The organism is Mesorhizobium sp. GW821-FHT04C10, assembly GCF_059420305.1.
Genome location: NZ_JBWKTL010000001.1, coordinates 1,729,537 through 1,750,184, shown reverse-complemented (window position 1 = coordinate 1,750,184; position 20,648 = coordinate 1,729,537). Strand labels below are relative to the sequence as shown.

General features: G+C 64.4%; 16 protein-coding genes. 8 read left to right on the top strand and 8 right to left on the bottom strand.

Translation table 11 applies throughout. From position 1 onward, the window contains the following. Positions 1–17: 17 nt before the first annotated feature. From AC07UC_RS08505 to AC07UC_RS08490, 4 genes are all read right to left on the bottom strand, one after another. A complete protein-coding gene (locus tag AC07UC_RS08505) occupies positions 18–839 on the bottom strand; it encodes an ABC transporter permease (RefSeq protein WP_494905105.1) in 822 nt (273 codons plus the stop codon). A gap of 84 nt (positions 840–923) precedes the next feature. Then, positions 924–2,060, bottom strand: a complete 1,137-nt coding sequence (locus tag AC07UC_RS08500) for an ABC transporter substrate-binding protein (RefSeq protein ID WP_202325690.1) — start codon at positions 2,058–2,060, stop codon at positions 924–926. 28 nt (positions 2,061–2,088) lie between these two features. Then, positions 2,089–3,246 carry an ABC transporter ATP-binding protein gene (locus AC07UC_RS08495; RefSeq protein ID WP_494905104.1) on the bottom strand — a complete coding sequence of 386 codons (1,158 nt, stop codon included), beginning with the start codon at positions 3,244–3,246 and terminating at the stop codon, positions 2,089–2,091. Between the two features lie 268 nt (positions 3,247–3,514). Continuing rightward, positions 3,515–4,303, bottom strand: coding sequence for a 3-hydroxybutyrate dehydrogenase (locus AC07UC_RS08490; RefSeq protein WP_202325688.1), 789 nt, complete (start codon positions 4,301–4,303; stop codon positions 3,515–3,517). A gap of 244 nt (positions 4,304–4,547) precedes the next feature. Between AC07UC_RS08490 and AC07UC_RS08485 the strand changes: the two genes are divergently transcribed. Together AC07UC_RS08485 and AC07UC_RS08480 are read left to right on the top strand one after the other, a co-directional pair. Then, the gene (locus tag AC07UC_RS08485) at positions 4,548–5,336 is read left to right on the top strand and encodes an acetoacetate decarboxylase (RefSeq protein WP_494905102.1); all 789 of its coding nucleotides are present in this window, start codon (positions 4,548–4,550) and stop codon (positions 5,334–5,336) included. Beyond that, positions 5,329–6,489 carry a patatin-like phospholipase family protein gene (locus tag AC07UC_RS08480; RefSeq protein WP_140772608.1) on the top strand — a complete coding sequence of 387 codons (1,161 nt, stop codon included), beginning with the start codon at positions 5,329–5,331 and terminating at the stop codon, positions 6,487–6,489. Before AC07UC_RS08485 ends, AC07UC_RS08480 begins: the two co-directional genes overlap by 8 nt. A 439-nt stretch (positions 6,490–6,928) precedes the next feature. Here AC07UC_RS08480 and AC07UC_RS08475 read toward each other — a convergent pair whose 3' ends face one another. Further along, entirely contained in the window at positions 6,929–8,530 is a 1,602-nt protein-coding gene (locus tag AC07UC_RS08475) for an inorganic phosphate transporter (protein ID WP_202325685.1), read from the bottom strand. A gap of 106 nt (positions 8,531–8,636) precedes the next feature. Then, positions 8,637–9,851 (bottom strand): ROK family protein, encoded by a 1,215-nt coding sequence (locus tag AC07UC_RS08470; RefSeq protein WP_494905101.1) that lies wholly within the window; start codon positions 9,849–9,851, stop codon positions 8,637–8,639. Between the two features lie 219 nt (positions 9,852–10,070). On the opposite strand from AC07UC_RS08470, the gene AC07UC_RS08465 reads away from it, so the two are divergent. The 6 genes from AC07UC_RS08465 to AC07UC_RS08440 all read left to right on the top strand — a co-directional run bounded on the left by AC07UC_RS08465 (position 10,071) and on the right by AC07UC_RS08440 (position 16,247). Beyond that, complete coding sequence (locus AC07UC_RS08465) at positions 10,071–11,309, top strand: extracellular solute-binding protein (protein ID WP_172372009.1); 1,239 nt, start codon at positions 10,071–10,073, stop codon at positions 11,307–11,309. 182 nt (positions 11,310–11,491) lie between these two features. Further along, the gene (locus tag AC07UC_RS08460) at positions 11,492–12,376 is read left to right on the top strand and encodes a carbohydrate ABC transporter permease (RefSeq protein ID WP_494905100.1); all 885 of its coding nucleotides are present in this window, start codon (positions 11,492–11,494) and stop codon (positions 12,374–12,376) included. Beyond that, positions 12,376–13,221: a carbohydrate ABC transporter permease gene (locus AC07UC_RS08455; protein WP_140772618.1), complete on the top strand. Its 846-nt coding sequence runs from the start codon at positions 12,376–12,378 to the stop codon at positions 13,219–13,221. The genes AC07UC_RS08460 and AC07UC_RS08455 overlap by 1 nt, the downstream gene beginning before the upstream one ends. Further along, positions 13,218–14,240 carry an SIS domain-containing protein gene (locus AC07UC_RS08450; protein ID WP_494905098.1) on the top strand — a complete coding sequence of 341 codons (1,023 nt, stop codon included), beginning with the start codon at positions 13,218–13,220 and terminating at the stop codon, positions 14,238–14,240. Before AC07UC_RS08455 ends, AC07UC_RS08450 begins: the two co-directional genes overlap by 4 nt. Continuing rightward, the gene (locus tag AC07UC_RS08445; protein ID WP_494905096.1) at positions 14,240–15,178 is read left to right on the top strand and encodes a PfkB family carbohydrate kinase; all 939 of its coding nucleotides are present in this window, start codon (positions 14,240–14,242) and stop codon (positions 15,176–15,178) included. Before AC07UC_RS08450 ends, AC07UC_RS08445 begins: the two co-directional genes overlap by 1 nt. Continuing rightward, positions 15,165–16,247 carry an ABC transporter ATP-binding protein gene (locus AC07UC_RS08440; RefSeq protein WP_494905094.1) on the top strand — a complete coding sequence of 361 codons (1,083 nt, stop codon included), beginning with the start codon at positions 15,165–15,167 and terminating at the stop codon, positions 16,245–16,247. Before AC07UC_RS08445 ends, AC07UC_RS08440 begins: the two co-directional genes overlap by 14 nt. Positions 16,248–16,349: 102 nt before the next feature. On the opposite strand, the gene AC07UC_RS08435 is transcribed toward AC07UC_RS08440, so the two are convergent. Together AC07UC_RS08435 and AC07UC_RS08430 are read right to left on the bottom strand one after the other, a co-directional pair. Continuing rightward, positions 16,350–17,363 (bottom strand): amino acid ABC transporter substrate-binding protein, encoded by a 1,014-nt coding sequence (locus AC07UC_RS08435; RefSeq protein WP_494905092.1) that lies wholly within the window; start codon positions 17,361–17,363, stop codon positions 16,350–16,352. Between the two features lie 121 nt (positions 17,364–17,484). Next, positions 17,485–20,541 (bottom strand): aminotransferase class III-fold pyridoxal phosphate-dependent enzyme, encoded by a 3,057-nt coding sequence (locus AC07UC_RS08430; protein ID WP_494905090.1) that lies wholly within the window; start codon positions 20,539–20,541, stop codon positions 17,485–17,487. Positions 20,542–20,648: the final 107 nt, after the last annotated feature.

Here is a 20,648-nt window from a genome sequence, read left to right as displayed (position 1 = left end):
GGATGATGGTGCGAGGCTCATGCGCGCTCCTTCATCGTGTGGCGCAGATAGATCCACGCAACGCCCGAGGTGATGACCAGCGAGATCAGGCCGAGCGCGTTGGCGACGCCGTAGTCGCCATAGGCATTGATGCGGAAGGCGATGTCTGCGGTGAGCATGGTCGGCGACTGTGCATTGACCATCAGCGGCACCGACAGCACCGACATCATCGTGACGAAGGACAGGATGAGGCCGACCAGCAGCGTGGTGGCGATCTGCGGCACGACGATCTCGATCAGGATGCGCAGCCGCGAAGCGCCGAGGTTGCGCGCGGCCTCGATCGTGCCGCGATCGATCGAGGCCATGGCGCCGGCGACCAGCAAGGCAACGAAAGGAACCTGCTTCCAGACGAAGGCGATGACGATGCCGCGCCAGTCGAGAAAAGCGGTGGCCTGCAGCGGCGTGATGACGCCGGCGCTGATCAGAAGATTGTTCATCAGGCCGTTCTTGGCGAGGAAGGTACGCAGGATCTGACCGACGACGATGAAGGGAATGAACATCGGCCAGCGATAGAGCCAACGCAGGATCGCCACCGCGCGCGGATTTTCGCCCAGCGTCAGATAGCCGCCGATAGCGATGGAAAACAGGCCGATCAGCAGCGTCGACAGGCTGACGATCAGAACGGTGAAGATCGTATCGCTGCGGTAGAGCTCGAACGACTTGACGAAATTTCCCATTCCGTAGCCGCCGTCCACTTCGAACGCGCCGATGACCGAAGCGGCAAGCGGGACGATGAACAACAGCACGATCACCGCCAGCGCGGGCAGGACGAGCAGCAGGCCGAAAAGTCGTTTCGACATCGTGGGTCTTTCACCGGGTAGCGGACATTCCCGCACCGCCCGGCAATGCCGGGCGGTGCGGGGTTCGAAGGTCAGTCAGCCCGCTCAATTCGCGGTCTGGCGCTCATAGGCTTCGAGGATCGCGTTGTTATAGGGAGCGATCGGGAACGGCTTGCCGTATTTCGCAAGGTCCGCCGGCGAGATGTCGACGAACAGCTTGTTCCAGGTTGCCTCGTCGAGCTTTGGCTTGACGAAATCGGCGTCGATGCCCGGATACCAGTTGAACTTCTTGACGATGCCGTCGGCCTGCACTTCCGGGCTGGTGGCCAGCGCCACGAACTTCTCGGCCAGTGCCTCGTTCGGGCTCTTGGCGGGGATGACGTAGTGCATCGGCTGGCCGGGCATGCCGGGCGCCGGCAGCACCAGTTTCAGCTCCGGCGGCAGCCGGCCGTCGGCCTGCCAGGAGTAGAACATGTCGACCCAGACCGGGCCCATAGCGATCTCGCCGCGGGACAGCATGTCGAGCGTGCCGGCATTGCCGGGCGTCAGCGTCGCATTGGCGGTGAACTCCTTCAGGCTGGCGAAGGCCTTGTCCCACTTCTTGGTCTCGGCCTCGTCGAAGGGGCCGTTCATCAGCTTGTTGGCGTCGCCCTCACCGAAGGCATAGATCCAGCCCATGACGAAGCTGACACCGGAGGCGCCGCCCTTGATGCCGTTATAACCGAACTGCTTGGGATGCTCCTTGGCCCATGCGACCAGTTCCTCGTAGCTCTTCGGCGGATTGGGCACCATCGCCGGATTGTAGGCAATCGCGGTCTGGCTGTTGAACATCGGCATGACATAGCCGCTGACATTGGAGCCCAGCGCCATGTCGGCATTGGAACGCGTCACCATCTTGCCGGTGTCGATTTTCGGGCGATAGGCTTCGAGATAGCCGGCTGTCACCATCGGGCCGGCGAACTTCTCGTGCACGACGGCGACGTCCGTGTCCCACTTCTGCGAACCCGCATCGGCCTGCGCCTTGAAGCGTTCGGTGATCTTCTGCGATCCGGCATCGCCCGGGCCGGTACCGACGACGCGCACGGTGTTGCCCGGATTCTGCTTCTCGAACAGCGGCCCGAGATAGTCGTTGATGTAGTCGACCATGTTCTGGTCGCCGGCGGTGAGAACGGTGAGTTCGGCGGCGGTGGCGGGTGACGCCATCAGGCCGAGAGCCAGTGCGGCTTGCAGGATTGTCTTCACGGAAAGGTCTCCAGTTGGATGAAGAGATTCAAGCTTCGGATGCTTCCAGGAAGCGGCTTTTGGCGCCGCCCGACCGGGAACGGGTTGGCGCCAACGGCGAAACCGCCGGCGCGTTGAACAGGAAAAGCACATCGGACGGGATGCGGACCTTGACCGCCTCGCCGACAGCGAACGCCTTGTGGGCATCGACCAGGACCATGTCGTCGCCGACCCTGACCGCATGGCGCCAGAGGCCACCGGGATAGCTGACGGTCTCGACATGGCCCGCCAGCTCGAGCGTTCCGGCGGGAACGGCGTCCGTGGCGGTGCCCGCGAAAAGCTGTGCCGCCTCGGCGCGGAATCGCGCCTCGACGAAGCCGCGCGCCAGCGGGCGCCCCTCCAGCGGCACCGCGCAAGCGGCGTTCGCCGGCCCGGCTTCGATCTCGAAACGGCCCCGCAACGGCTGACCCCAAAGTTCCACCCGGTTCTCCGCTCCCATGAAGGCGGCGACGAAGGCTGAAGCCGGGCGGTTGTAGACGGCTTCGGGCGTGCCCTGCTGCGCGATGCGCCCGTCATCGAGGATGACGATGCGGTCGGCCATCACCATGGCTTCCTCGCGATCATGCGTGACATGCACGGCGGTGATGCCGAGCCGCTTCTGCAGGGCGCGGATTTCGTGGCGCACGGTCAGCCTGATGCGCGCGTCGAGATTGGACAGCGGTTCGTCGAGAAGCAGGATTTCCGGATCGATGGCCAGCGCCCGGCCAAGCGCCACGCGCTGGCGCTGGCCGCCCGAAAGCTGCGCCGGCTTACGATCGCCAAGCCCATCGAGCCCGAGCAGTTTTTCCATCTCGCCGACGCGCCGCGCGATCTCGGTGCGCGCATGCCGTTTGAGCTTCAGCCCGTAGCCGATGTTCTGCGCCACCGTCATGTGCGGCCACAGCGCATAGGACTGGAACACCAGCGCCATGCCGCGCTTGTCCGGGGGCAGGCGGGTGACATCGCGGCCAGCTACCTTGATCGAACCCGCGCTTGGCGAAACAAAGCCCGCGATGGCTCGCAGCAGCGTGGTCTTGCCGCAGCCGGAAGCGCCCAGAAGGGCCACGAACTCGCCCTTCGCTATGCCCAGCTCTATGCCGTCCAGAACCCGCGAAGCGCCGTATCCGGCGCTGACACGCCCAAGTTCGAGGAAGTTTGCTTTGGTCATTTATCACCTTTGCACAGCTGTGCATTGCTATGTGCAAGCTGCCCGTTCTCGAGTCCCGAATAGGAGGTCTAGGTAACGGCTTGATGACGGTTTGAAGGGAAAGCCTCGCCTCTCTCCCTTCGTCAGCCGGTCAGTCGACGCGGCTCATGGCTGCGGAAAACCTCCCAATCCTTCCGCGGCCGCCATCAGGATACAATCATCCCGCAGCGATAGGGAACCGCCTTTTTCGGTACTGGTCGGTAAAAGCGGAAATGTTGCGACCGATGCGTTACTGCGCCGTCCAGCCGCCATCCATCGGCAAGGTCGTGCCGGTGATCTGCCTGGCTGAATCCGAGCACAGGAACAGCGCCAACGCGGCAAGCTCCTCGACGGTGACGAATTCCTTCGTCGGCTGTGCAGCGAGCAGCACATCATGCTTGACCTGTTCCTCGGTCATGCCGCGCGCCTTCATCGTGTCGGGAATCTGCTTCTCGACCAGCGGCGTCCAGACATAGCCCGGCGCGATGGCGTTGACGGTTATGCCGTCCTGCGCGACTTCCAGGGCGACCGTCTTGGTGAGGCCCGCAATGCCATGCTTGGCCGAGACATAGGCCGACTTGAACGGCGAGGCGACCAGCGCATGCGCGGAAGCCGTGTTGATGATGCGGCCCCATTTGCGTGCCTTCATGCCCGGCACCACCGCCTTGATGGCATAGAAGGCCGCCAGGAGATTGATGCGGATGATCGCTTCCCACTTGTCGTCGGGGAACTCCTCGATCGGCGCGACATGCTGGATACCGGCATTGTTGACGAGGATGTCGAGGCTGCCAAACGCCGCCTCGGCGTCGCGAACCATCGCCGTGACGGCAGCGCCGTCCATCATGTTGGCATCGGAATAGCGGCACTTGACGCCGAAATCCTTCTCGATGCCGGCGCGCTCCTGCTCTATTGCCGCGGCGTCGCCAAGGCCGTTGATGGTGACGTTGGCGCCCTCGGCGGCAAAGGCGCGGGCGATGGCCAGGCCTATGCCGCTGGTCGAGCCGGTAACGAGGGCATTCTTCGAAGACAGGGAACCCATGGTGATCTCGCGAGAGGTGGGAGGGAATAGGAGGATATAATTGTGCGTCGCAGCATGACAATGACAGAGCCATGTGTCGATGCGATTACAGCCAGACGACAGCCTCGGCGTGGCTCTCAACCGGCTCCAGACCATGGTCGTCTGGCTGACACGGCACTGTCATGGTGCCGTGCAACATAATCGGCAGCGCATTCGCGCGGTTACTCCTGAACGAAATTCGCCGACAGAACCCTGGGGGTGCAGCTTGGAAATCGCCGATGTCGTGAAGCGCGCCTATGCGATGCCGCTGACCAGTCCGTCTTTCCCGCCCGGGCCCTACCGTTTCTTCGACCGCGAATACATCATCATAACCTATCGCACGACACGCGAGGCGCTTGAGGCCGTCGTGCCGGCGCCGCTGGAAATCGACGAGCCGCTGGTCAAATACGAATTCATCCGCATGCCTGATTCCACGGGCTTCGGCGACTACACCGAGACCGGCCAGGTCATTCCGGTGAAATACAAGGGCCAGCATGGCGGCTATGTCCATTCGATGTATCTCGACGACGACGCGCCGATCGCCGGCGGCCGTGAGCTTTGGGGTTTTCCGAAGAAGCTGGCCAATCCGAAGATCGTCCATGAGGGCGAGGTGATCGTCGGCACGCTGCACTATGGTAGCGTTCTATGCGCCACCGGCACGATGGGCTACAAGCACCAGGAAGCCGATCACGATTCCGTGCTCGCCGCGCTCGCCGCGCCCAACTTCCTGATCAAGATCATTCCGCATGTCGACGGCACGCCCCGCATTTGCGAGCTGGTGCGCTACTACCTCACGGACATCACCCTGAAGGAGGCCTGGACGGCGCCCGCGGCACTCGACCTGCGGCCCCATGTCATGGCCGACGTGGCGAAGCTGCCGGTGCTCGACATCGTCTCCGCCGTTCACTTCAAGGCCGATCTTACCCTTGGGCTGGGCGAGGTCGTGCACGATTATCTTGCCGATCACGACCGGCTCGCAACCAGCACAGCCCAGCCGGAGAAAATTCGTGCTTGAACGCAACCGAAACAAGGAAGCCGCCGCCACCATCGAGGAAATCTCGGCCCAATATGACCGCATCGCCCTGGTGTTCCAGGGCGGCGGCGCGCTCGGTGCCTACCAGGCCGGGGTGTACCAGGCGCTGGCCGATGCCGGTTGCGAGCCGACTTGGCTGTCCGGCGTCTCGATCGGCGCCATCAATGCCTCGATCATTGCCGGCAACGAGCCGAGCCGCCGCCTGCAGCGGCTCGAACAGTTCTGGCAGACGATCTCCGGCCGCAAGATCTGGGCCTATACGCCGGAAGGCGACATCTACCGCGACATCCGCAACCGCACCTCGTCATGGATGACCATGACCATGGGTCAGCCCGGCTTCTTCAAGCCTCGCAATCCCAATCCCTGGTTCGAGCATCCGGGCGCCGAGGGCGCCACCAGCTTCTACGACACCGCCGAATTGAAGGACACTCTGGAGAGCCTGATCGACTTCGATATCCTCAACGACGGCAAGAAGCGGCTGAGCGTCGGCGCGGTCAATGTCCGCACCGGCAATTTCGTCTATTTCGACACCGAGAAGGTGCGCATCGGGCCCGAGCACATCATGGCCAGCGGCGCGCTGCCGCCCGCCTTTCCGTCGGTCCGCATCGAGGGCGAGTACTATTGGGACGGCGGCATCGTCTCCAACACGCCGCTGCAATATCTGCTCGATCAGGAAGAGGACCGGTCTTCCCTGGTGTTCCAGGTCGACCTGTTCAGTGCCCGCGGCGTGCTGCCGCGCAGCATGCCGGACGTGCTGTCCCGCCACAAGGACATCATGTATTCCAGCCGCACGCGCCAGAATACCGACAATTTCAAGCGCATCCATGGCCTGAAGATGCGCCTGCTCGATGCGTTGAAGCGCGTGCCCAAGGAGCAGCTGACGCCGGCGGAAGAAGCGCTGATCGCCGACTATTCCGACGCCGGCATCGTCAACATCGTGCACCTGATCTACCAGCACAAAGGCTATGAGGGGCACGCCAAGGACTATGAATTCTCCGGCACCTCGATGCGTGAGCACTGGGAGACAGGCCTGGAAGACACCCAGCGCACCTTGCGTCATCGCAAGTGGCTCACCTTGCCGACCAATGTCGATGGCGTCGCCATCCACGACCTGCATCGCGAAGACCCGACCTGAGACTTCGCGGGCCGAAGGCTCTCGAAGGTTTCCTTCCTGACCCGGATTGCGCTGCTCGTGTCGAGCGGCCGTCGCCAACGTTCGAGATTGGCTGAAGCCTCCAAACTTCGTCATCCCAGAGCGAAGCTCCGTCGCGGAGACCCTGGGATCCATTCCGTGACCTATGCCACGGGGTGCAACGGAGCAGAATTCTGCACCATTGCGGCGCTCAGGAGTCCCGGCATGGATCCCTTGGGCTGCGGAGCAGCTCCCCGGGTCTGCGCCGCGTCGCTGCGCTCCTTGCTCCGCCCGTGGATGACGAAGCGTTGGGCGTTTCGCGCCAGTCTCGCAGGCATATTCCACGTCAATACAAACGCGAATGCCTCTTCGAAATTCGCTCAAAGAAAAAGGCAGCGCCGTCGCCGGCGCTGCCTTTTGTTTGGATGCTTATACGCTCCGCTCAGAACACGTGGCGGAAGACGATGAACAGCACGAAGGCCAGCGCGATCGAGCAAGGCAGGGTCAGCACCCAGGCCAGCAGCAGGTTGCGCACAGTCGCCCATTGCAGGCCCGAACCGTTGGCAGCCATCGTTCCGGCGACGCCCGACGACAGGACATGGGTTGTCGACACCGGCAGACCGAGCCGATCGGCCATGCCGATGGTCACCATGGCGACGAGTTCGGCCGCCGCACCTTGGCCATAGGTCAGATGGCTCTTGCCGATCTTCTCGCCGACCGTGACGACGATGCGCTTCCAGCCGACCATGGTGCCGAGGCCCAGCGCCAGCGCCACCGCGACCTTCACCCAGAGCGGGATGAACTTCGTCGCGTTGTCGACGGCCTTGTGGTAGTCGGTGACCGCCTTGAGATCGGCGGTCTGCATCGGCAGCAATTGCTTCTTGTCGATCAGCTTGAGCGCCTCGCCGATCAGGTAGATGTCGTTGCGGGCGTTGCTGACCAGGTCGGTCGGAACATTATCCACCGAGGCATAGGGCTGCAGCGAAGCCGTGGTGTTGTGGATGTAGGTCTGCAGCGCGACCGTCGTCTGGTCGCTCCAGGTCCGGGTGCGCACGGCATCCTGGACGGCGGCCTTGGCATCGGCGACAGTGATGCCGGGCTTCACATATTTGCCCAGCGCCTGCTCGACGCCGGCAGAAGCCGACTTGTAGGCCTCGAGATAGTTGATGTCGGGCGTGCGGTTCAGCGCAAAGGCCGTCGGCACGACGCCGATCAGGATCAGCATGATCAGGCCCATGCCCTTCTGCCCATCATTGGAGCCATGCGCGAAGCTGACGCCGGTGCAGGTGAAGATCAGCAGGCCGCGGATCCACCACGGCGGCGGCGTGTTGCCTTTCGGCGCCTCGTAGAGTGCCGGATTGCGCACCAGCAGCTTCATTGCATAGAGCAGGATCGCGGCGGCGAAGAAGCCAACGATCGGCGACACCAGCAAGGTCAGGCCAACATTGGTTGCTTGCGACCAGTCGACGCCGCTTGTGGCGCTGCCTGCCGGTGCCGTGAACTGGTTGGCAAGGCCGACGCCGATGATCGAGCCGACCATCGTGTGCGAACTGGAGGCAGGCAGGCCGAGGAACCAGGTGCCGAGATTCCACACGATCGCCGCGACCAGCAACGCGTACACCATGGCAAAACCGGAGGAGGAGCCGACCTGCAGGATGAGCTCGACCGGCAGCAGCGACAGGATGCCGAAGGCGACCGCGCCGCTGGAGGTGAGAACGCCGAGGAAATTGAAGACGCCCGACCACATGACGGCGAACTCGGCCGGCAGGGAACGTGTGTAGATGACCGTCGCCACCGCATTGGCGGTGTCGTGGAAGCCATTGACGAACTCGAAGCCCAACGCGATCAGCAAGGCGATGCCTAGCAGGATCCACGGCACGGTCTTGGCTTCGGCCAGGTCCTGGCTCAGCGCGTATCCGACATAGACGACGCCGACCAGCACAAGCACGCCGAAAGCCGGCAGGAACCACTTCGCGCTGCCCGAACTATCCAGCGGATGATCCGGCCTCGGAATGCCCGCCTCACTAGAAACTATGTCCACCATGTCCCACTCCTATTGCATCGCAGCAAAGAACCGGGATGGACGCTATGTCCGGACGATGAACCCTGTGTGACGCCAAAGGGGCGTTTGCCCCCCGGTGTCCGCTCCTTCACGCAAGTCCGGGGCTTGTCTTCAGGATCGCCGAGAACAAGGGATCGAAGGCGCGGCTGATGGGCGCCGCGGCCGCGCCTAGCGCGATCGACCAGGGGTCCGTGGTGCCGAGCTGCAGGCGCGGCAAAGTCCTGCTTGGCCGGTCGGCGATCGACGGCAACAGCGGATGCATCGCCTCGACAAGGCGGCGCGCCAGCGCTTCCGGCGCGCCGCTGGTCAAGATGACGGTCTGCGGATCGAAGATCGTTTCGATGAGATGCACGCTCCAGCGCAGATCGTGCGCCGCGCCATCGATCCAGGCCATCATCTTCGCATCTTCGGCCAGCGCCAGGGCGTTCATCTGTTCATAGATATCACTGTCGGCCGGATTGAGGTCGAGGTGCTGATAGAGCGAGGCCAGCGAGGCGCGGTGTTCGAGCGGCGTCGACCCCGGACCGGCGGGCGCCAGCAGCGCCATGCCGATTTCGCCGGCATTGCCATGGCCGCCGCTGTAGAGTTCGCCATTGAGGATCAGTCCGGTGCCGATGCCATAGCCGACATAGAGGCAGACCGCGTGATCGACGCCATGCGCCGCGCCGACGATGCGCTCGGCCGTGGCGCAGGCGGCGGAATCGTTCTGCAGGCCGACATTCAGTCCTGTCCTGGCAGCCAGCGTTTCCAGCAGCGGAAACTTCTGCCAGGCCGGCATCATCCATTTGTCGTCTGAGTTCTTCAGGCCGAAAGGGCCGGGCATGGCAACGCCGAGACCGACAAGCCGCTTCTCCGACTGCGAGGAGATGCCGGCAAGGTCGCGGCGCACGCCGTCGATCAGGCCGAGAATGACCTCGACGCCCTTCGACGGTTCATCGAAGGGCAGGTTCGCCTCGGCGCGCGCCAGCACGCTGCCCATCAAATTGACCGCGACCGCCCGCGTCAGGTGGCGGTCGATCTGCAGGCCGATGGCGAAGGCGCCTTCGGGCACCAGCCTGTAGGGGGTCGAGGGTTGTCCCCTGCCCTTGCGCACCGCATCGAGCGCGGCGACCAGGCCGTCGCTTTCGAGATCCTCGATGATGTTGGACACCGCCTGCTTGGTGAGCTGCGTCGCCCGCGCCAGGTCGGCCCGCGACAGGGCGCCATTAAGGCGCAGCGCCTCGATCATGACGCGGCGGTTGTGCGCGCTGGTGCCTTCCTGATTGGTGCCGCTTTTGGCGCGGATCGGGCTGATGTCGTCCATCGGCGTTTCCCCTCTTGACTCCATTAGAATATTGATCGACTAATTAAGTCAAGCGAGTTGACTTAATGCGAACCGAACGCCCCAAAACAAGATGGCCAGGGCCTCCGCCTGCCGCCACTGGTCAGCCGGGTAACCATCAGGTCACGCGACATGGATCCGGGAAGACGATGCGAAATGCCCGCATTGCCGGCCCGTCAACGCCGGAAATGGGAGAAGAAAATGCTTAGGACAATCACCAAGACACTGGTCGGCGCGGTCTTCGCCGGAGGACTGCTTGTCCCCCACGCTTTCGCCGAAACGACGCTCAACGCGCTGTTCATGGCTCAGGCCGCCTACAGCGAGGCCGACGTGCGCGCCATGACGGACGCCTTCACCAAGGCCAACCCGGACGTCAAGGTCAATCTCGAATTCGTTCCCTATGAAGGCCTGCACGACAAGACCGTGCTCGCGCAGGGCTCGGGCGGCGGCTACGACGTCGTGCTGTTCGACGTCATCTGGCCGGCCGAATACGCCACCAACAAGGTGCTGGTCGACGTGACGCCGAAGATCACCGACGACATGAAGAAGGGCGTGCTGCCCGGCGCCTGGACCACCGTCCAGTATGACGGCAAGTATTACGGCATGCCGTGGATCCTCGACACCAAATACCTGTTCTACAACAAGGACATCCTGGAAAAGGCCGGCATCAAGACACCCCCGAAGACCTGGGAAGAGCTCGGCGCACAGGCCAAGATCATCCAGGACAAGGGCCTGCTGAAGACGCCGATCGCCTGGAGCTGGTCGCAGGCTGAAGCCGCGATCTGCGACTACACCACGCTGGTCAGCGCCTATGGCGGCGACTTCCTCAAGGACGGCAAGCCCGACTTCCAGAACGGCGGCGGCCTCTCGGCACTGAAATACATGGTCGACAGCTACAAGTCCGGCCTCACCAATCCGAATTCCAAGGAATTCCTGGAAGAGGACGTGCGCAAGGTTTTCGAAAACGGTGATGCCGCCTTCGCGCTGAACTGGACCTACATGTACAACATGGCCAACGACCCAAAGGACTCGAAGGTGGCGGGCAAGGTCGGCGTCGTGCCGGCGCCCGGCGTCACCGGCATCAGCGAGGTGTCGGCCGTCAACGGCTCGATGGGCCTTGGCGTCACCGCGGTCTCCAAGCATCCGGACGAGGCCTGGAAGTACATCACCTTCATGACCTCGCAGGCGACACAGAACCAGTATGCCAAGCTCTCGCTGCCGATCTGGGCCTCGTCCTATGACGACCCGGCCGTCACCAAGGGCCAGGAAGAACTGATCGCCGCCGCCAAGCTCGGCCTGGCCGCCATGTATCCGCGCCCGACCACGCCGAAGTACCAGGAGCTGTCGACCGCGCTGCAGCAGGCCATCCAGGAATCGCTGCTCGGCCAGTCCTCGCCCGAGGATGCGCTGAAGACCGCCGCGCAGAACAGCGGCCTCTGAGCATCGTTGTCCTTCATGGGCGGCCGGGGCATGACCCAAAAATCGGAATCGATTTTTTGGAAGGGATCATGCCCCAAAACCAAAACGCCACAGCGTCCTTGGCGCGTCCAATAGGACGCGCGGCGCTGTAGTGCCGCCCATGCTATGTCTGAAATCCTGTTGAGTGAAGAGAGGCTGCTCTGATGTCGGGCACCTGGATGACGACCCGTGCATGGCTCTTGATGCTGCCGCTGCTTGTGGTCATGGTCGCGGTCATCGGCTGGCCGCTGGTCGATACGGTCAGCCTCTCCTTCACCGACGCCAAGCTGGTCGGCACGGGCGGCAATTACGTCGGCTTCGAAAATTACAGCAACATGCTGTCGAGCTCGAATTTCTCGCGCACGCTGGCCACCACGACGTTGTTCGCGGTCATCTCCGTTGCCGCCGAAATGGTGATCGGCGTTCTTGCCGCTCTCCTGCTCAATCAGCAGTTTCACGGCCGCGCCGTCCTGCGCGCCCTGATGATCCTGCCCTGGGCGCTGCCGACAGTGGTCAACGCCACCCTGTGGCGGCTGATCTACAATCCCGAATATGGCGCGCTGAACGCCGCCTTGACGCAATTGCATCTCATCGACGCCTACCGCTCCTGGCTCGGTGAACCCGGCACGGCGCTGGCGGCCCTGATCGTCGCCGACTGCTGGAAGAACTTTCCGCTGGTGGCACTGATCGCGCTCGCCGCCCTGCAGGCGGTGCCGCGCGACATCACCGCCGCCTCGCTCGTCGATGGCGCGGGCCCTTTCAACCGCTTCCGCTTCGTCATACTGCCCTATCTCGCCGGCCCGCTGATGGTGGCGCTGGTGCTGCGCACCATCGAGGCTTTCAAGGTCTTCGACATCATCTGGGTGATGACCCGTGGCGGCCCGGCCAACAGCACGCGCACACTGTCGATCCTTGTCTACCAGGAAGCCTTCTCCTTCCAGCGCGCCGGCTCCGGTGCGTCGCTGGCGCTGATCGTCACCTTGCTCGTCACCGTGCTCGCCGCCGCCTATGCGGCATTGGTCAGGAAGACCGCCGGGAGTGCCGCCTGATGGAACGCAGGAGCCCCGCCTTCACCGTCTTCATCCATGCCTGCGCGCTGCTGCTTGCCGCCATCATCCTGGCGCCCATCGCCTGGCTGTTCATCATGAGCATTTCGCCGGCCGCCGACCTCGCCGCCAAGCCGCTGCGCTGGTGGCCGCAGGCCGTCGATTTCTCGCGCTACCAGCAATTGCTCTCGACAGCGGAAAACAGTGCCGGCGCGGCCTTCACCTCGTCACTGCGCAACAGCCTGGAGATCGCGGGCATGGCAACCCTGGCGGCACTCGCCTTGGCCATCCCCGCCGGCTGGGCGGTCTCGCGCACGCCAACGATCGGCTGGTCGCTGTCGATGGTCATCGCCACCTACATGCTGCCGCCCGTCGCGCTGGCCGTGCCGCTCTATATGGGCCTGTCGCATCTCGGCCTGCTCAACAATGTCTTCGGCCTGGCGCTTGTCTACCTGACCATCCTGGCGCCTTTCACCACCTGGCTGATGAAGTCCGGTTTCGATTCCATCCCGCGCGAAATCGAAGCGGCGGCGATGATCGACGGCGCCGGCCTGTTCCAGACCTTGCGCATCATCACGCTGCCGCTTGCAGCGCCGGTGATGGCAACCTCGGCATTGTTCGCCCTGCTGCTGGCCTGGGATGAATTCTTCTATGCGCTGCTGTTCACCTCCGACCAGCGGGCCAAGACCTTGACCGTCGCCATCGCCGATCTGGCCGGCGGCCGTGTCTCCGACTACGGATTGATCGCGACGGCCGGCGTGCTGGCTGCGCTGCCGCCGGTGCTGATCGGCCTGGTCATGCAGCGCGCGCTGATCTCCGGCCTGACCAGTGGTGGTGTGAAAGGATGATGATGACCGCAACCAGAATTCGGCCGGCCGGACTGGCCGCCATCGACCGCGAAATGGCACGCCAGAACGCGGATGCGCGCGCTTCATTCGAGCACAACACGGCGATGGCGCTGGAACTCGCCGCCTCGATCAGGAAGACCGGTCGTCTCCTCCTGCTTGGCATGGGCGGCTCGCATGCCGTCGGACGTGCCGTTGAACCGCTCTATCGCGCGCTCGGCATCGATGCGCTGGCCCTGCCGCTGTCCGAACAGCTCGGCCAGCCGCTGCCGCTGGCGGGCCGGACGGTGCTCGTCACCTCGCAATCCGGCGAGAGCGCCGAGGTCGTCAGATGGTTCGCGGAGGCCGGGAGCCCTGCCGATGTTTTCGGCCTGACGCTCGAAGGCGGCTCTTTCCTCGCCCGCACCGCGCCTTGCCTGGTCGGCGCCGGCGGGACGGAACTGGCCTTCGCCGCGACGCGCAGCCTGACCGTGACCTTCGCCTTGCATCTGGCCATTCTCGCCGCACTTGGCGAGGATCCGGCTGCAGCACTCGGCGCACTGGATCAGCCGCAGGACACGGACATTTCACAGGCGCTGGCAGCCCTCGGCAAGGTGACCACCATCGTCACCTCGGGACGCCGGCTGCAAGGCGTTGCCGAGGCGCTGGCGCTCGGCCTCACCGAGCTGTCGCGCCTGCCCTGCTTTTCGCTCGAAGGCGGCCAGTTGCGGCATGGACCGATGGAGATGCTTGGCCCGCGGGTCGGCGTCGTCCTGTTTCGCGGCAACGACCCAACCGCGGAACTGGTGACCGCCATGGCCACCTCCGTGCTCGAGGCCGGCGCGCCGCTGATCATCTTCGACGCATCAGGACAATCGCCCGTGGCGGATGCCGTCACGTTTTCCTTCAAGCCGGCTTCGGGTCTCGCCGCGGTCTTCGCCATGCTGCCGGTGGCCCAGCGCCTGATGATCGCCTTCGCCGATAGCCGTGTCGACAATGCCGGCACGCCCGTGCGCTCCACCAAGATCACCAGGAGCGAATGATGCGTCCGCTCGCGGTGATCGGCAACGTCAATGTCGACCTGATCGTTGGCCCGGTCGCGCCGTGGCCGAAGGCGGGAACGGAAACCGTGGTCGACCATGACGAATTGCGCGTCGGTGGCCAGGCCGGCAACAGCGCGCTCGCCTGGGAAGCGCTGGGCGTCGACTTCACCATTGCCGCCAATGTCGGCGACGACCAGTTCGGCCGCTGGCTCCGCGAGGCTTTTGGCCATCGCGCCGAGACCTGGCCGGTCCGTCCCGAAGGCACGACGCTGTCCGTCGGCATGACCCACCCGGACGGCGAACGCACCTTCTTCACCACGCGTGGACACCTGCCGCGTTTCAGCCTGGCCGACGTACTGTCTGTTCTCGACGGCAGCGCGCTCTCCGGCGGGTACGCGCTGTTGTGCGGCTCTTTCCTGACCGACGACCTCACCCGCGACTACGAGGCGTTTTTCGACTGGGCCGACAGCCACGGCATTGCCGTCGCGCTCGACACCGGCTGGCCGATGGATGGCTGGACCGAGGCCAATTGCGCTGCCACGCGCGCATGGCTCTCGCGCTGCGCGCTGGCGCTGTTCAATGAGGTCGAGACGGTCACGCTGGCGGGAATGCCGGACCCGATCGATGCCGCTCGCGAAATCCGCTCCAGCATGCGGCAAGGCGCGACCTTCGTCGTCAAGCGCGGACCGCGAGGCGCCATCGCCATCGGTCCCGACGGCACGCTTGTGGAAGCAATGGCGCCCGATGTCCGCGTCGTCGACACGATCGGCGCCGGCGATGTCTTCAACGCCGCTTTCCTCGCCGCCCTCGCCCAGGAGCGGCCACTGTCCGCATGCCTTTCCGCCGCGACGCATGTCGCCTCGCGCGCCATCTCCACCTTGCCCCGCAACTATGGCGGGCCGATGCACCTCGAGGACGCCACGCATGAGCGCGCTTGAAATCCGTAACGTTCGCAAGAACTACGGCAATGTCGAAACGCTCAAGGGCATCGACATTGCGCTGCAGAACGGGGAATTCCTGGTGCTGCTCGGCTCCTCGGGCTGTGGAAAATCGACGCTCCTCAACATCATCGCGGGCCTCGCCGAAGCGACGAGCGGCGATGTGCTGATCGGCGGCCGCTCGATCCTTGGCGTTCACCCGAAGAACCGCGACATCGCCATGGTCTTCCAGTCCTACGCGCTCTATCCGAACCTGACTGTCCGCCGCAACATCGGCTTTGGCCTGGAGATGCGCGGGGTCGCCGCCGATGAGCGCGAAAAGGCGGTGAGCGAGGCGGCAAGGCTGCTGCAGATCGAGGCCCTGCTCGACCGCAAGCCGAGCCAGCTTTCCGGGGGCCAGCGCCAGCGCGTCGCCATCGGCAGGGCGCTGGTGCGCAAGCCCCAGGTCTTCCTTTTCGACGAGCCGTTGTCCAACCTCGACGCCAAGCTGCGGCTGGAGATGCGTACCGAGTTGAAGCGACTGCATCAGATGCTGCAGACCACCGTCGTCTACGTTACCCACGACCAGATCGAGGCGATGACGCTGGCGAGCCGCATCGCTGTCATGCGCGACGGCAGGATCGAGCAACTCGGCACACCCGAGGAGATCTACAACGAGCCGGCCACGCTCTACGTCGCCGGCTTCGTCGGCGCGCCGTCGATGAACATGCTGCAGGCGACCGTCACCGCCGGCAAGCTGGCCGTCGCCGGGTCCGACGTGCGGATCCCCTTGCCGGCACGCTATGCCAGCGCGGCTGGTGAAGGTGTGCAAGTGGTCGTCGGTATCAGGCCCGAAGCGCTTCGCCTGGCGACCGTTCCGACGGATTTTTCATTGCCCGTGGAGATCGAAGTCGTCGAGCTGACCGGCCCCGAACTGGTCACCACGGCCCGGATCGGCACGCAGCGGCTGACGGCCTGTCTGCCGCCAAGGGCCCGCGTCGCCAAGGGCGAGAAGTGCAGCCTTACCTTCGATGAGACAGCGCTTCGCTTGTTCGACCCCTCGACGAGTAAGGCCCTGGCAACGGTTTGAGAGAGGCCGCGCAGGCCTGAACGACATGCGCGGCCCAGGGCAATTCCAGGAAAAGCGGGAACCGGTTTTCCACCCGGAATTTGCGTCAAACAGATCTGGGCATCAGCGCGCCGGCGGCGCGTACATCAGGCCGCCGGCGTTCCAGAGCGCATTGATGCCGCGCGCGATCTTCAGCTGGCTGGACTGGCCGAGATTGCGTTCGAACATCTCGCCATAATTGCCGACCTTGGCGACGATGTTGTAGGCGAAGGCTGGATCGAGCCCGATCTGCTTGCCATTGTCGCCCTCGACACCGAGGAACCGCCGGATCGTCGGGTTCTGCGACTTCAGCGAAGCTTCCGCATTGGCCTGCGTGATGCCGTCTTCTTCCGCCTCGATCAGCGAGAACAGCGTCCAGCGCACGACATCGAACCACTTGTCGTCACCCTTGCGAACGGCAGGCCCAAGCGGTTCCTTCGAGATGATCTCGGGCAGCACAGTGAAGGCGGCGGGATCGGTCAGCTTCAGGCGCTGCGCGTAGAGCGCCGAGGCATCGGTGGTGTAGACATCGCAGCGGCCGCTGTCGAACGCCTTGATGATGCTGTCGGCGGAATCGATGACGACCGCCTCGTATTTCATCTGATGGGCGGTGAAATAGTCGGCGACGTTCTGCTCGGTGGTCGTGCCCTGCTCCGCACAGACAGTGGCGCCAGAGAGCTTGAGCGCGCTGTCGACGCCAGGGTTCTTGCGCACCATGAAGCCCTGGCCGTCATAATAGGCGGCGCCGACGAAGTGGATGCCCATGCCGGTGTCGCGAGACAGGGTCCAGGTCGACTGGCGTGACAGCATATCGACGGTGCCGGCCTGCAGTGCCGTGAAGCGTTCCTTCGTCGACAGCGGCACATAGCTCACCTTGTCAGGGTCGCCGAAAACGGCGGCCGAAACCGCGCGGCAGAAATCGATGTCGAAGCCGCTCCATTTGCCCTGGTCGTCGGGCGCCGAGAAACCCGCCACGCCCTGGCTGACGCCGCAGATGATCGAGCCCCTCTGCTTGACGATGTCGAATGTGTCCGCCTTCGCCGGCGCGGCCAGCGTGGCCGATGCGAGCAAGAGCGCGGTGATCAATGCATGTCTCATGGTTTCCTCCCTTGATGAGGCAAAGCCTCGCCTGCCGCCGGCGCTTGAAGCGCCGGACGTTCGTGAAAATCGCTGTTGTCCTGTCTGCTCACGCACCGCCTGGGCGGTGCGTTGATCTGTCCTAAGCCCCTTCCGCCAGAACCGCCGCCATCGCCTCGTCGAGAACGCCGACCAGATGATCGGCATTGGCCCGGCTGAAGATCATCGGCGGACGCATCTTCAGGACATTGTCATGCGGCCCCTCGGTGCCGATCAGCACGCCACGTGCCCTCACCCCATCATTGATGCGGCGAGCAAGGCGTGTGGCCGGCGCCTTGCTCTTGCGACCCTCGACCAGTTCGATGCCGAGGAAGAGGCCCTGGCCGCGCACATCGCCGAGGATGTCGTAGCGGTCCTGCAAGGCCTTGAAGCGGGCCATGAGATAATCACCGATCTCCAGCGCATTGCGCCTGAGGCCATCGCGCTCGATGACGTCGAGCACCGCGAGCCCGGCAGCGCAGGAAACCGGGTTGCCGCCAAAGGTGTTGAAATACTCCATGCCGTTGTTGAACGAGGCGGCGATCTCTGACGTCGTCACCAGCGCCGCCATCGGATGGCCGTTGCCGATCGGCTTGCCCATGGTGACGATGTCGGGCGTCACGCCTTGCGTCTCGAAAGCCCACCAATGGCTGCCGACGCGGCCGAAACCGACCTGCACCTCGTCGGCCGCGCAAATGCCGCCGGCGGCGCGCACCATCGCATAGACCTCCGCGAGATAGCCGTCCGGCAAGAACACCTGGCCGGCGACGCTGGGGATCGATTCCGCCAGGAACAGGCCCGGCGCGCGGCCTTGTCTCGCCATATCGGCGATCTGCTCGGCGACGCTCCCGGCGAAACGCTTTGCATGTTCGTCCACCGGCCACTCGGCCGGGGCGCGATAGCTGTCGGGTATGGTTGCCTCGAACACATGCACCGGGCGCCCCTTGCCGCCCTTGCGCTTGTATTTGTAGGGGCTGAGCTCGATCAGCTCCTGCGTCGTGCCGTGATAGGCCCAGTCGAGCACGATCGTCTCGTCGCGGCCGGTATGGGTACGCGCCATGCGCAGCATCAGGCTGTTGGCCTCACTGCCCGAGCAGGCGAAGGACGCCACCGACAGGCCGGCGGGCAGCGTCGCCGTCAGCCGTTCCGCATAGGTGACGATGGCATCGTGCAAATAGCGCGTGTTGGTGTTGAGCTTCGCGGCCTGTCCGGCGATCGCCTCGACCACGTCGGGATGGGCATGGCCGAGATGGCAGACATTGTTGAAGCAGTCGAGATAGGCGCGGCCGCGATCGTCGATCAGCCAGACGCCCTCGCCGCGCACGAACTTGATCGGCTCGGAATAGGAAATGGAGAGGTTGGGCAGCAGCGATGCCTTGCGGGCGGCAACGATCTGTGGCCGCGACCTGCCGCTCTGCCGGAGGGTTTCCGGCGGAATGCCGGCGAGATCGGCGGCATCGGGGAAAAGTTCCTTCCAGACGTCAAGATAGCGCTCCTCGCCGACACCGAGGATGTCGCGTGCGGCGAGGCTGGTATCCGTCGATATCTGGAAATGCAGATGCGGCGCCCAGCCGCCGTTTTCGGCTGGCGTGCCCATCTCGCCGACAAGCGCGCCCGCTTCCAGACGATCACCTGCCTTAAGCCTCCGTCCCGCCTCATGCGCCATATGCCCCCACAGCGTCACGAAGGGCGGGCACCCCGGCGGCGTGTGCTCCAGCGCCACCAGGCAGCCATAGCCGAGTGGATCTTCCTCGACCTCGACGCTTCTGACGATGGCGGCGAGCGGCGTATAAAGCCGCGTCCCCGCCGCCATGAAAAGGTCGAGGCCGAGATGGTTGGCACGGCGAGCGCCTTCCACGAAACGCGACTGGAAGATGTCGCTGGTGTAGACGGTGCGTGCCTCACCCCATGGGCCGATCCCGAGCGCAATGCCGTGCTCGGCGCAATAGGCATCCCACCACGCCGTGGCCTTGTCGGGCTGCTGTGCGGCCGATGTCACCGTCATCGGATTTTGCGGATCGCCATAAGGCACCAGCGCCTTGGCAAGCGTCGCCGGATGGCGGTCGAGGATTGGCGCGAGCCGCGCGCGGTTTGCCGCGATCCAGCCTGTCACGGCGCGGGCGCCGGAGGCGGCTTCGAAGCCGCAGGCTCTGCGCAGGATCGCCGTCGCGAAGCGCCGGTTCATCCTGTCCAGACGACGCAGCAATCGCCAGGCCGGCGCTTCCGAGATCGACAGATAGGGATTGTCGGCGGTGCGGTCCCTGCGCGCGGCCGACAGTGTCACCGAGGTGACGAGACGCATGGCGATAAGGTCGAACAGCAGGTCGAGTTCCTCTTCGCGCAGCGGATACTCGGCATGGAAGCCGGCGGCGAGGCGGGCAGCGGCACCGATCGGATCCTCGGCATCGAGGATCGCATAGGCGCAGGCGACCGCGACCTCGGCGATCAGCACGCTGTGCAAGGCGTCACCGAAATCGATCAGCCCGGCGACACGCTCGGGTCTTTCTGGATCGACGAGCACATTCCAGTCATTGGCGTCGTTGTGGATGACCTGTGCCCGCAATGCCGGCAGGCTGGGTGCCACCTCGGCATCGAAATGATCGAGGAACCGTTCCAGCAGGGCGCGGTCCTGATCGTCGTCGATATGGTGCAGGCGTTGCCGTGCTGCACCTGCCCGGCGAATGTCCCAATCGAATGAGCGCAGCGCGCCGGGGTGAATGAAGCCTTGCAGGGCGCGGTCCAGCCTGCCGAGCGCGCCGCCCAGGCTTTCCAGCAGCGCCTGCGTGGTCCGGCTCTCGGCCAGCGGCCGGCCGGGAAGCCACGACACCAGGCGCACGGCATGATCCTCGCCGGCCGGCACCTTGGCATGGGCGAGCGAAGCACCCTGCAGCGTCTTCCTCAGACGTGGCACGGCCAGATCCGGGCTGTTGTGCTCGAGGTGATCGAACAATGCCGTCTGGAATTCGCTCTCGACGATGGGCTCGCTGGCGTTGACGATCTTCAGGATCCACAGCGAATGGTCTGGAGCGGTCAGCTTGAAATTTCGGTCGCGCTCGCTGTCGAGCGGCGCGATGCTGCCGGAAATACCGAAGTACCGCGTCGCGATATCGACGGCCTCGTTCTGCGAGACTTGAGGGGCCGGGTGTGAAACGTTGGTCATCGGGATTCCGGATTTGCCTTGTCAAAGCTTGGCATGGGCCTGGAAATCGGGCATCCGGCAAAGCGTCGGTTGCGCCGGCACAATGACTGCATCGGCCGGCACATTAA

Coding starts and splice junctions, on each gene's coding strand:
- AC07UC_RS08505 (WP_494905105.1), bottom strand. CDS start 839: ATGTCGAAACGACTTTTCGGCCTGCTGCTCGTCCTGCCCGCGCTGGCG.
- AC07UC_RS08495 (WP_494905104.1), bottom strand. CDS start 3,246: ATGACCAAAGCAAACTTCCTCGAACTTGGGCGTGTCAGCGCCGGATAC.
- AC07UC_RS08490 (WP_202325688.1), bottom strand. CDS start 4,303: ATGGGTTCCCTGTCTTCGAAGAATGCCCTCGTTACCGGCTCGACCAGC.
- AC07UC_RS08475 (WP_202325685.1), bottom strand. CDS start 8,530: ATGGTGGACATAGTTTCTAGTGAGGCGGGCATTCCGAGGCCGGATCAT.
- AC07UC_RS08470 (WP_494905101.1), bottom strand. CDS start 9,851: ATGGACGACATCAGCCCGATCCGCGCCAAAAGCGGCACCAATCAGGAA.
- AC07UC_RS08465 (WP_172372009.1), top strand. CDS start 10,071: ATGCTTAGGACAATCACCAAGACACTGGTCGGCGCGGTCTTCGCCGGA.
- AC07UC_RS08460 (WP_494905100.1), top strand. CDS start 11,492: ATGTCGGGCACCTGGATGACGACCCGTGCATGGCTCTTGATGCTGCCG.
- AC07UC_RS08455 (WP_140772618.1), top strand. CDS start 12,376: ATGGAACGCAGGAGCCCCGCCTTCACCGTCTTCATCCATGCCTGCGCG.
- AC07UC_RS08450 (WP_494905098.1), top strand. CDS start 13,218: ATGATGATGACCGCAACCAGAATTCGGCCGGCCGGACTGGCCGCCATC.
- AC07UC_RS08445 (WP_494905096.1), top strand. CDS start 14,240: ATGCGTCCGCTCGCGGTGATCGGCAACGTCAATGTCGACCTGATCGTT.
- AC07UC_RS08440 (WP_494905094.1), top strand. CDS start 15,165: ATGAGCGCGCTTGAAATCCGTAACGTTCGCAAGAACTACGGCAATGTC.
- AC07UC_RS08435 (WP_494905092.1), bottom strand. CDS start 17,363: ATGAGACATGCATTGATCACCGCGCTCTTGCTCGCATCGGCCACGCTG.
- AC07UC_RS08430 (WP_494905090.1), bottom strand. CDS start 20,541: ATGACCAACGTTTCACACCCGGCCCCTCAAGTCTCGCAGAACGAGGCC.